Annotated in this window: 6 protein-coding genes and 1 tRNA gene; 1 reads left to right on the top strand and 6 read right to left on the bottom strand. The window is 60.5% G+C overall.

Annotation, left to right across the window (positions count from 1 at the left end; all coding sequences use genetic code 11):
* Positions 1-1,290: 1,290 nt before the first annotated feature.
* The 5 genes from IPI01_19365 to IPI01_19345 all read right to left on the bottom strand — a co-directional run bounded on the left by IPI01_19365 (position 1,291) and on the right by IPI01_19345 (position 9,337).
* On the bottom strand, positions 1,291-2,838 hold the full coding sequence (locus IPI01_19365; protein MBK7259914.1) for an acyl-CoA carboxylase subunit beta: 1,548 nt from the start codon (positions 2,836-2,838) through the stop codon (positions 1,291-1,293).
* 1 nt (position 2,839) lies between these two features.
* Positions 2,840-5,080: a UvrD-helicase domain-containing protein gene (locus IPI01_19360; GenBank protein MBK7259913.1), complete on the bottom strand. Its 2,241-nt coding sequence runs from the start codon at positions 5,078-5,080 to the stop codon at positions 2,840-2,842.
* A gap of 60 nt (positions 5,081-5,140) precedes the next feature.
* Positions 5,141-5,644, bottom strand: a complete 504-nt coding sequence (locus IPI01_19355; protein MBK7259912.1) for a methylated-DNA--[protein]-cysteine S-methyltransferase — start codon at positions 5,642-5,644, stop codon at positions 5,141-5,143.
* Positions 5,645-5,795: 151 nt separating this feature from the next.
* On the bottom strand, positions 5,796-6,701 hold the full coding sequence (locus IPI01_19350) for a hypothetical protein (protein MBK7259911.1): 906 nt from the start codon (positions 6,699-6,701) through the stop codon (positions 5,796-5,798).
* 35 nt (positions 6,702-6,736) lie between these two features.
* Positions 6,737-9,337 carry a hypothetical protein gene (locus IPI01_19345; protein MBK7259910.1) on the bottom strand — a complete coding sequence of 867 codons (2,601 nt, stop codon included), beginning with the start codon at positions 9,335-9,337 and terminating at the stop codon, positions 6,737-6,739.
* 19 nt (positions 9,338-9,356) lie between these two features.
* Between IPI01_19345 and IPI01_19340 the strand changes: the two genes are divergently transcribed.
* A tRNA-Leu gene (locus IPI01_19340) sits at positions 9,357-9,442 on the top strand.
* A 181-nt stretch (positions 9,443-9,623) separates the two neighbouring features.
* On the opposite strand, the gene IPI01_19335 is transcribed toward IPI01_19340, so the two are convergent.
* A complete protein-coding gene (locus tag IPI01_19335; GenBank protein ID MBK7259909.1) occupies positions 9,624-11,726 on the bottom strand; it encodes a T9SS type A sorting domain-containing protein in 2,103 nt (700 codons plus the stop codon).
* Positions 11,727-12,058 lie beyond the last annotated feature (332 nt).

Raw genomic sequence — 12,058 nt, 5'->3', positions numbered from 1 at the left:
CCACATCGAACGACAGCGGTGGCGGGATATCGAGACCCACGAAGCCGTATGCTTCAGGGTTCATCGCGATGAGCGTGACCGCGATGTACTGCGGCACGTAATTGCGGGTCTCCCGCGGAAGGCGGCGGCGCATCTCCCAGAAATCCGTGGTCCCGGTGCGTCGGATGCCGGAGTACACACGCCCCGCCCCGGAGTTGTATGCTGCGAGTGCCAGATACCAGTCCCCGAAGTCGCCGTGGAGGTCGCGCAGATGGCGTGCCGCAGCGCGCGTGGCTTTTTCGAAATCCCGGCGCTCATCGTACCAGTAGGTGGAGCGCAGCCCGTACATGCGCCCGGTCCCTTTCATGAACTGCCACATACCCACCGCGCGCGCCCATGAGCGTGCAAGCGGATTCACACCGGATTCCGGCATACACAGGTAGGCGATCTCCTCCGGTACGTCTTCCTCCCGAAGGATCTGTTTGACCATCGGAAAGTACGTTCCCGCATTACGGATCCATCGTTCCATATGTCCGCGCCCGCGCCCCACGAAGAAATCGATGTGGCGCTGGACAAGGTCATTCATCACCAGCGGGACGGTCGTTCCCTGCATCACCGGGCGCGTCGGGCCAACGGCGGCCGTGTCCGGGAGGTCCACCACCTGGTTCAACTTCTCGCGCAGGGCAAAGATGGATGACTCGGGAGAAAGGCTATCGATAACAACAATATACCGTTCATAGTCCTCCACGACCGCCCTGCTCAGGTCGTTAAAGTCGCGGTTCGATTCAATGTCAGAGATGTAACTGAGTTCATCCAGGATCGAGATGGCCTCTTCGAACTGGATGACGGAACGGCTGGAGTCGCCGTTCTCCGCTGCCGCCGCTGCGGAGACGTAATGTTGCCGTGCGGACTCGAGCATCGCAGCGATCAGGGTATCGTCCGGCACGCCGTACTGTTCGGGAATGGCCTCCGCCACGTCCAGACTCTCGGGGAGCAGGGGGGCAGAGGGAAGCGTATCGGGCAGCGTCTGCGCCGTGGGGACCGGCACGAGCTGATCGGTCGTGGACTGTGAGGAGCACCCCGCCAGGATGATCGCTGCAACCGCTATCGCACAGACATATCTCATCTCACGTCCCTTCAACGGTTGAGGTCGTACCCTACCACGACGATTCATCTTTAATGATAACGTATCGGGGGGCTGGAATCAAGGGAAGACTGCAACGTGCAGGGTGACAAGCGAATAGCAGCCGATCCGTGGCGGGATCCCACTCTCCCACTCCCACGCCGGCCCACGGAGCACCTTGCACAGCTCTACAGCGGTATGTTCCCGTGCTTCTTCCTGGGATTGGTATCCACCTTCGTTGCGAGGACCTGCAACGCCCGGATGAGCCGCGGGCGTGTTTCGGAGGGCTCGATCACGGCATCGATGTAGCCGCGGCTTGCGGCGAGATACGGATTGGCGAACTTCTCGCGGTACTCACGTTCCTTCTCGGCCAGAGCCTTCTCACGGTCAGGCGCGGCCTCGATCTCCTTCTTGAAGATGATCTCTGCTGCGCCTTTGGGCCCCATCACCGCGATCTCCGCCGCGGGCCATGCGAAATTCATGTCGCCCCGGATGTGTTTCGAGTTCATCACGTCGTACGCACCGCCGTACGCCTTCCTCGTGATCACCGTCACCCGCGGCACGGTCGCCTCGCAGAACGCATACAGCAACTTCGCGCCGTTCGTGATGATCCCCCGCCATTCCTGATCCGTCCCCGGCAGGAATCCCGGCACGTCTTCAAACACCACGAGCGGGATGTTGAAGGCATCACAGAACCGGACGAACCGTGCACCCTTCTTCGATGCACCGATGTCCAGGACCCCCGCCAGCACCGACGGCTGGTTCGCGACGATGCCGATCGGTTTCCCCGCAAGGCGGGCAAAGCCGACGAGGATATTGCGGGCATACTCCTCATGCACTTCGAAGAACTCACCGTTGTCGACGACGCGCCGGATGACGTCCCCCATGTCGTACGGCTTGTTCGGATTGTCCGGGATGATGGTGTCCAGACCCGGATCACGCCGCCCCGGATCATCCGTGCTCTTCCGCACAGGAGGGTCTTCGGCATTGTTCTGAGGGATGAAGGAGAGAAGCGTGCGAACGGATCCCAGACATGCCGCTTCGGAGTCGCAGGCGAAGTGGGCCACACCGCTCCGGCTCGCATGGGTCATGGCACCCCCCAGCTCTTCGGAGGTGACCGTCTCATGGGTGACGGTCTTGACGACATTCGGGCCGGTGACGAACATGTAGCTCGTGTTCTTCACCATGAAGACGAAGTCGGTGATCGCCGGCGAGTACACCGCGCCGCCCGCACACGGGCCCATCACCGCCGATATCTGAGGGACGACGCCGGACGCGAGGGTGTTCTTGAGGAAAATATCCGCGTAGCCACCGAGGCTGACGACGCCTTCCTGGATCCGCGCCCCGCCGGAGTCGTTCAGCCCGATCACCGGACAGCCGATCTTCATGGCGAGGTCCATGACCTTGATGATCTTCTCTGCATGGGCTTCGGAGAGCGACCCGCCAAAGACGGTGAAGTCCTGGCTGAAGACACAGACCATACGGCCGTCGATCGTGCCCGTGCCCGTGACGACACCGTCGCCCAAATACTTCTGCTTGTCCAGACCGAAGTCGGACGAGCGGTGCTCGACGAACATGTCGAGTTCCTCGAAGCTTCCCTCGTCCAGCAGCAGAGCGAGCCGCTCCCGCGCGGTCAGCTTCCCCTTGCGGTGCTGGTCCTCGATGCGCTGCTCCCCACCACCCAACCCGGCGCGTTGCCGGAGTTCGCGGAGGTACTCGATCGTGGTTCGGGCCATATCATGCTCCGGCGCGGAGATTGGCGAATTTGAGAAGGAGCTGTTTGCGACCGACCGACTTGAAGTCCACCACGGCACGGGCCTGCGACCCGGAACCATCCAGCGCCACGATGCGCCCCTGGCCGAACGTCTCATGCGTCACGGCAAGGCCCACATGCAGATGGATCTGTTCCTGCGACTCGTCCTCGTACCGCGGCATCGGATCCGAGGAACCTGCGCTCTTCCCTACGGGTTTGACGGGGGCACGCCATGCGGAGGGACGCGCTGCCGTGCGGGGCCGCGCAGGTGCCGACAGCGGGGAGTCCGATGCACCGGCAGCCCCACCCCTGAAGGTGAGATGCAACGGGTCGATCTCCTCGACGAACCGTGAGCGCACCGAGAACATGACCTCGCCCTGATGATACCGCGAGCGCGCATGCGAGATGTACAACTGCTGCCGCGCACGTGTCATCCCCACATACATGAGGCGGCGTTCTTCTTCCACCTGCTCGCGCGTATCCAGCGAGAGCGAGATCGGCAGAAGCCCTTCTTCGAGGCCCGAGATGAACACCACCGGGAACTCGAGGCCTTTCGCGGCGTGGAGGGTCATCAGCGTCACGGCATTCCGCCCGAATTCGGCGGTATCCACATCCGACACCAGCGACACTTCCTGCAGGAAGTCCTCAAGGACGGCACCGTCGTGCGTATCCGCATATTCCGTGATGGCGGAAATGAGTTCGAGGATATTGTCCCGCCGCGCCGTGGCATCGGGGGTGTTCTCTTCTTTCAGGATCCGCAGGATCCCCGTCTCATCCACCAGGGCGCGCGCGAGTTCGCTCAGCGACATCTGCCCTTTCAGGCCTATGTACTTCACGAGCATGGCGTGAAACTGCCGCACTGCCCGGAGTGCCCGGTCCTGGAGCAACCCTTCCAGCCCTTTTGCCGCCAGGGCGTCAAGCATGGTGATGCGTTCGCTCGCCGCAACACTCCGTATGCGCTTGATGGTGGTATCGCCGATGGCCCGGGCCGGCACGTTGATGATGCGCAGAAGGCTTTCGTCGTCTTTCGGGTTCGCGAGAAGCTTCAGATAGGCGAGGACGTCCTTGATCTCCTTGCGCTTGTAGAATGCCACGCCGCCGATGATGACGTAGGGGATGCCGTTCCGGCGGAGGGCATCTTCGAGGACGCGGGACTGGGCATTGGTACGGTAGAGGATCGCAAAGTCACTGAGGGCCCGCTTCCTGTGGCGCACTTCCTCTTCGACATGGGCAACGATCCGGCGCCCCTCTTCCCTGTCGTCATCGCACACGTCCACCACCACCTGGTCGCCGTCCGCGTTGCTGGTCCAGAGGGTCTTCTTGATCTGGTCCACGTTATGGCGGATCAGGGAATCTGCCGCGCCGAGGATGGTCTTCGTGGACCGGTAGTTCTGCTCGAGACGGAAGACCTTGCACTCCGGATAGTCCTTCTGGAAATCCAGGATGTTCCGGATATCGGCGCCGCGGAACGAGTAGATGCTCTGCGCATCATCACCGACGATGCAGATATTCTTGTGTCCGGCGGCGAGTTCGTGCAACAGCAGATACTGGACGCGGTTGGTGTCCTGGTATTCATCCACCTGGATGTACTGGAACCGCTGCTGGTAGCGTTTGAGCACATCCTTGTGCGCGCGGAAGAGCTCCAGCGGCTTCAGCAGCAGATCATCGAAATCCATCGCGTTCGCACGCTTCAGGCGCGCTTCGTATTCCACAAAGATATCCGCGGTACGCGTGGACTGGATATCCACGGCACGGCGTTGCAGCTCGGCGGGCGCCACCATACTGTTCTTCGCGTTACTGATGCGGCTGCGGATGCCCGACGGGGTGAACTGCTGCTGCGAGACGCCGAGGTCGTTCATGATCCCCTTGATGAGGCTCAGGGATTCATCGGAATCATAGATGGAGAAGTTCCGGCTGTACCCGAGGGCCTCGCACTCGAACCGCAGCATGCGGGCAAGCAGCGAATGGAATGTTCCCATCCACAGGGCGCGGCTCGCCGGGCCGACCAGCTCGGCGATGCGCGACTTCATCTCGTCCGCGGCCTTGTTGGTGAACGTCAGCGCCAGCACACTTTCGGGGCGCACGCCCTTCTGCAGGAGGTGCGCGGTGCGGTACGTAAGGACACGGGTCTTGCCGCTGCCGGCGCCGGCAACGATCATAACGGGACCGTCAACGGCTTCCACCGCGTGCCGTTGCACGGTATTGAGTTCTTCGAGGAATGACATGGAATGATGATAACGAAAATGGGAATCGGAGGCAACCAACAACGGAGCAACGGAGAGCGGCTAGATCATCAACGCCCCTTCGAGCTTCAGGAGGAACTCCTTGGTCTTCACACCGCTCGCGTAGCCGACGAGTGACCCATCAGCGCCCAGCACACGGTGGCACGGAATGATGATCGGCACGGGGTTCCCCGCATTGGCGCGCCCCACTGCCTGGAAGCCGCGGCTGGTACCGAGCCGCTTCGCAAGTTGCTTGTAGCTGATCGTGGTGCCGTACGGAATACGGGAGAGTTCCTTCCACACGCGGAGCTGGAACGGGGTGCCGCGCATATCGACTGCCACCGTGAACTTCGCGAGCTTACCGTTGAAGTACCGCGTGAGCTGATCGATCACTTCCTTGTTGCGCGACTTGTTGTCCATCACTTCGTTGTCATCAAAGTTCTCGCGCAACCAACGGAAGAAGTCGCGCTTGGTCTGGCGGGGAACGCTGACCTTGCATACGCCTTTCTCCGTCGAGGCGACGTAGATCAGTCCGACCTTCGATTCGAATGAAGTACAGTAGACCATGAGATGGAAGCGAGGCCCCGCCGATGTGGTGCAGCGTGGAAAAGATCCCCGTTAGGAGCGGGCGTTGGTGGAATGAACATACAGAATGCAAAGACAAAACGCAAGCGCAGGGTGCACCTTCTGACCACCTTCTGACCAACGGTGTGGCGCATCAGAAGAATGCGCGGACTTCCGCACGCGCGGTATGGACCGGATCGCGGCCGCCCTCGGTGCGCCCTTCGTAATTCACAGAGGCCTGAAGGAACTGTGTAATGCGATACTCGAAGGCTCCCCTCCAAACCCATGTTTTCCCTGCAACGCGTCCGCCGGTCAGTTCATAGGGAAACGTCTCCGCACCACGGCCGAGCAGCACCTCCTCGCGTGCGAACTCCGCACGCGCCTGGCCCGATCCCTGGAACGCATAGACCATCCGCACCGTTTGCGCGTTCAGGTCCGCCTGTAACCCCGGCAACGTGTAACTGTCCACCGCACGCGACACATCGAACTTCACGCCAAGTTCCATCGCCTGCTCCGGCCGGTAGGAAATGTCGAACGCGATCCCGTTGCTGATGATGTCGCGGAGCCTGGGTGACGACCGGGAGCCGCTCACCCGGTCCGACTTGTTCATGACATCCAATTGGTTGGCGATCTCCGGGACCAATTGCCAGCGAAGGCGCACCGATCGTTCCCGGGCGAAGCCACGTTCGATGCCACCGCTGAAATTCGTGAGTCCCCGACGCTCGGAGAACCGCAGTCTCGCGGAAAATGACGGACGGTTCTCAAACACGTGCAGGTCCTGTGTGAAGAGGGCCGACCCGGCGATCGTGGTGGCGTCCTGCCGGAACCTGCTGAAATGGAGCATATAGACCTGCGCAAGGTCGCGCTCACTACTTTTTTCCTCCACCCGGACGTACGTTTCGGTCGTGATCGCCCGGAGGATGGAAACCAGAGTTCCCTCGCCATTGAGGAATCGCAGGGGGACGATGCGCATGCGTGCGCTGGTCTTGAGGTCGATGATCGGCGTCAGGTCGTCCGTTGGGAGAGTGAGAGCGACGTATTCGCCATCGAATCGCGTCACGACGAATTCTGCATCATCGGCAAGCCCATTCCCATTCACATCGCCGAGGTAGCGGTAGTTGCCGGAGCCGGGGTCACGCGGACGTACACGCGCTCGAGCCGGGATGCCTGTTCCGTGGACACTTCATAATAGAGGTCCGCTTCGATACCATGATTCAGCGGGGCCACCCGCGTATTGTTCCGTACGAGGACCGTCTGGACGTCCTGCTTCCCTTGCAGCTTGAATTCTGGCGCGTACGTACGTTGGCGCAATGTGATATCGAGGGAAGAGGAGATGGTTTCCACCTCTTTCAATCGGGCTGAGTAGGTCTGCGTGAAGGCCTTCGATTCGCGGACAACAGCGGACCCGTGGAAGATGTTGTCGATACGCCATCCGAACTCTGCCTGTGCTGAGAACGGCCCGATGGCCGCAATGCGGGTGAAAACAGCAATATTGTCGAACCTGAAGCTCCCCTGTCCGGCTGCGCCGGAACCCGGGGTGGTAAGCCGGCGGTTCTCGCCTTCGTACTTCACGCCTGGAGTGAGCCCGAAGACCGTGTACTCTACGGATCCACGGTTGCGGAGCCAGCGGCTCTCGATGTTGGCAAGAAGGTCCGTGGAACGTATGTCCTCTACATTATAGAGGAGGAGCGGAAGGTTCTCCCGGCGCATCTGCACATTTGCCTCCAGGCGCCGGGAATCCTGTTGATCTCCCCGCTGTATTGTGCCATACGCCGACCCGATCGATATACCTTGAACGGGGAGGTAAGTCAGCGAGGCCTCCCGTATGCGTTCGTCCCCCGTCGCAAGTGAGTCCACTCCCCACTTTCTATTGAATTCGATATCATTTGCACGGTCCAGGGGAACGAACCGGCTGTCGATGTAGCGTTCCCTGTAGCGCAGGTCCATTCCGCCGAGGTCCACTCCTCCGAACGTGACCGATCGCGGGTTGTACATGGCTGCAACGTTCAGGGCCTTGCCGGTATTCTGCCCGTCATCGATCGATGAGAGGCGGTTCGCATCGAAGCTGCTGAACCCGAATTCGCCCGTCACCTTCAGATCCTGAACGGGAGAGACATCAAGGGTCACATCCACGAGCTGGTGCATTTGCGGGAGAGGCAGTGAGCGGATCGGAAGATACTCGCCTGCCCCGGGGCCGCGCCAGGTGAACACGCCTGCGCGCTGGCGGGCATAGTCGCCTTTGCCCGGGCCGACATAGGTGAACGAAACGAGATAGAGCGCCTGGGGATCGCCGGGAGCGTAGCGGTAAAAGGTCACGGGTGTGCCGCCTGCGAGCATCGAATCCACCTGCACATATGCGCCGTTGGAATCCACCCTGGTCACACCGCTCATGGTTGCCTGTGAACGGTCGTTCCCTGCCGCGGCGAGGATCGCGCGCGCGGAATCGCTGAACACGAAATCGATAGGGGCATCCGGGTCGTCCGCTTCGCGGGCGTAGGTGACCGCAAGATGTGCGCGGCCGGAGAACAGCGCCGCCGATGTTTGTGCGGCGAAGAGCGAGCGTGAGAACTGCCGGTCGGAGTATTCGAAATCCACCGTGATGCGCGACGCGGCGGTGATCAGCCGCCGGGTCATGAACGTGAGTTCGCCCGTGGAATAGTCCATCGTGTAGTCATTCGTTTCGCCGCGCGTCTGCTGTTCGCCGTCGATGAACACCCGTTCCGTACCCGCGATGATGATGATGTCGCGTTCGTTGTTCTCTCCGGTGAGGATATACGGGCCCTGCACCCCTTCGATGCCGGTGAACTGTTTCGTGGCGAAGCGGCCGCGTGTGACCGCGCCCGAGACCGTCGTGGCGCCGGACGAGGATGTGCTGAACTGGTACTGTGCGGTTCCCCGCGCGCCCTGGAGTTTTCTGCTGAGCCGGGCGAACTCGGAGCCGGAAAGATCGAGCACGAAGTCGCCGAGTGTTGCCGTGAGTTTCTTCGCATTGATCTCCACGAACACCTTGTCGAACTCCTGGAGTGTTTGCGTGGTGCCTTCCGGCTGGATGGGCGTGTTCTCATCGGTCAGGGCGGCGGTGACGTCCACGTCCTGCATGATCTTTCCGGAAAGCTGGAGGCGGAGTCCGGAATTGAGGGAGAGATCGCGGTTCGAGCCGACGGTGAATCCTCGCACGATGCTTCCGCTCTTCTGGAGTTGCGAGCCGAACACATCATCCATCGAGAGGCCCCTCACGGGGCGGACGACGCGGAGGGAGTCCTTGCCTGTTGCCGGAGCGGAAGGCGACGCCAGTGTCCGTTTGCGATAGACATCCTGGAGCTGCAGGGGCACGTACCGGTACGAGATAACGAAGACGAGTGAATCGCCGGGGTGTTCGGCGCGCATCCGGGCCAGTACTGCCGGGTTCAGGCGGACCATGCCCGAGCCGTATTCCAAACGGTACTCGACCCCGGGGCGGAGCGTGGTGGTGGTCGTGGCGACCGAATCCGAGCCTGCAGCGATGAACCGCTTCCGGAGGCGGATCGTGGAATCCGGGAATGACGCTGGCAGCGCGATGCGTTCGATAACGCGTGGAAGACCGGGCGCCGGCTGGGCATGCGTTTGCGGTACCGGCGCGAGGATGAGGCCGGTGAGGAGAACCAGCGGGAGCGCCGGGAGGGCGCATCGGAACTTGCAGATGAACCGCGGGTTCAATATATTGATATGCTCACAGGCCAAAGTGGCGGAATTGGTAGACGCGCTGGACTCAAAATCCAGTCCGGCTCACACCGGGTGAGGGTTCGAGTCCCTCCTTTGGTACTCTCGATAATTATCCATTATCCATGATCCATGGATAATGGATAATTGGACTGCTCAAAGATACACACATCCCCCCCCTTCTTCAAACCCAAAGTATCAACGTAGAACTGCGGTTCAAAGCAAAGGCCCGGCGATCTGCCCGGGCCTTCTTCATGCCACCTACCCCTGGTATCAACTGATACTATCGAACCACCAGGAGCTTCTTCGTATCGGTGAACGATCCCGCTTGCAGCCGGTAGAAATACACCCCGCTCGGAAGGTTCGAGGCGTCGAAACGAGCCTCACGGTAGCCGGCGTCCAGTTCCCCGTCCTGCAGAACCGCCACCTGTTGCCCGAGCGTGTTGAACACGGTCAACATCACGTGCGACCGGTGCTGAAGTCCATACCGAATCGTCGTGGATGGGTTGAATGGATTGGGATAGTTCTGCTCAAGCACGATGTGCCCGGGCATTCCTGCGGCATCCCCAGTTGCCAGGGCCACATCCGCAATCGGACGGACCCAGACACCGTTCCAGGCGATCGCGGCGTAGAGGTCCTCTCCATTGGATGCCAACGCACGCACTTCATCCGTTCCAAGACCATCACCGAATGCGTGCCAACGCATTCCATCATCACGGGAGAAAAAGACCCCGCCGTGGGACGTGCCGGCGAACAGGGTCTGGCCGTCCACATGTAATGCGGTAACATTCGAATCGGTGAGCCCGGCGCTGCGATTCACCCATGTGGCTCCATCGTCTGTGGACAGGAACACCCCTGCGCCTTCTGTCCCGGCGTACATCGACGAGCCGTTCGCTGCAAGCGAGATCACCGCGCTCGTGATTCCCCTTCCGGAGAGCTGCCACGTTTCTCCCCGGTCAGAAGAAACGTACAACGCTCCATTTCCCGCGCGGTACCACACCAATCCCTTGTGCGTGAGCAAAGCCGCTACCCGGGAACCCATCCCGGGAGCGATGATCGTTTGCCAGGCCGTGTCCTTCATGATCCACCGGTAGATCCTCGTGGTGTACTCTCCCGCCACGAGGTATGTGGAATCGATTCTTGTCAGGGACGTGTAGGTTCCGGTGCTGGGGATCTGGGGACCCGTGGCACACCAGGATGTCCCCTGATCGGTGGAGATCATCAGCGACCGATCCCCATAGCTCGTCAAGCTCCATTGCGTGCTATCGAGGAGAAAGGCTGTTCTGCGGAGTTCGCGTCCAGGGATGACATCTCTCCAGCTACTCCCGCGGTTCGTTGTGCACCACAGTCCGATCCCCACTGAACTTGCATACACGATTCCCCGCCCTGCGGTTCCACCGGAAGCGCCGCACCCCAATCGCATGATATCCGCTCCGGGAGTGCCGCTGTTCATCGGCTTGCGCCAGACCGACCCGCTGTCCACAGAGTAATACAGCCCATCGGAGGTTGCCGTGTATAGCGTCGTCCCTGAAACCACCAGGGGTTTCCTGGATTCCCCAGGCAGCCCCGCTGTCGCATTCGACCAGGAGATACCCCCATCTGTTGACCGGAGGGCCTCTGACCCACCGGCAACAAACAGGACATCTCCCATGAGCGACACAAACGCCCCCCGCGGAACCTGTCCGTTGTCAACGGAGTACCAGCGTACTCCGTTATTTGAGGATCTGTACACTCCACCCTCCGCGGTGCCGAGATAGATGTTGGCACCCTTCACGGCAAAGCTAGAAACCGCGACCTTCGCTGCTGTCGACAAACCGAAACTCCGTTCTTCCCAGGTAGTGCCGTTATCCGATGAAACAAGCACCGCGGGTCCTCCATACGATCCAGCAAAGAGCAATGAATCCTTCCGCGCAAGTGCTGTCACATGCGCCAGCACACCCTCTGGCGTCGAGAGATCAGTCCGGACCGTGTTATTGGCGGAAAGCCGCTCCAAATGATTCGATCCTCCGCCACCGCTCGTAAAGAAAATCATGCCATTCTGCGCGACCAACGCATTCAGTCCGTAGAATGATGTTGCAGGATGGATGTTCGTCCAATGGCCATTGTCAGTGGAGCGCCACAGGCCGGAGAATCCACCGGCATACAGATCGTTCCCGCTCGCCACGAATTGCGCGTAGTTCCCCAGAGTATCGGGCCTGGTCCAATGATTTCCGCTATCAGCGGAGGTATACGGATACGGGCTGGTCGTGAGCCAGACACGATCTCCCAGCACAGTAAGATTGTAGGCAGAGCCAATGCCCAGGTATGGTCCATTGGTCGCCTGCCATTGGGCAGGACTCTTTGATACCGGACAGAACAGCAGAAGGATGCAGAGAAGCGTTCTCACACAATGGCCAGAAGCATTGAAGGTCATAAGAATTTCCCCGGTTATCATGCGGTTGTATCGGATTCAGGATGAAACACGAATGCCTCCCATCCTTCAACTCAGGACAAGAGGCATATGCATTTCCATCGTTCCCCCGATAGTGCTACCCGAATATACAGCTCGGCAGCGGGGTTGTCAATTTTGTGAGTGAATCTGGCGGCTTCAGCCCACATCGCACACCGGTTCTGCTGTCCGACACAGATCGAGTTGCAAAAACCACCAGCTATTCCGTTGGAAGACGGACCTTAAATCCAGTCCGGCTCACACCGGGTGAGGATTCGAGTCCCTCCTTT

The organism is Ignavibacteriota bacterium, assembly GCA_016707525.1.
Taxonomy (GTDB): Bacteria; Bacteroidota; Ignavibacteria; order UBA10030; family UBA6906; genus JAGDMK01.
Note: the sequence above shows the minus strand (reverse complement) of the source record. Positions and strands in the feature narration are given on the sequence as shown.

Coding starts and splice junctions, on each gene's coding strand:
- IPI01_19365 (MBK7259914.1), bottom strand. CDS start 2,838: ATGGCCCGAACCACGATCGAGTACCTCCGCGAACTCCGGCAACGCGCC.
- IPI01_19360 (MBK7259913.1), bottom strand. CDS start 5,080: ATGTCATTCCTCGAAGAACTCAATACCGTGCAACGGCACGCGGTGGAA.
- IPI01_19355 (MBK7259912.1), bottom strand. CDS start 5,644: ATGGTCTACTGTACTTCATTCGAATCGAAGGTCGGACTGATCTACGTC.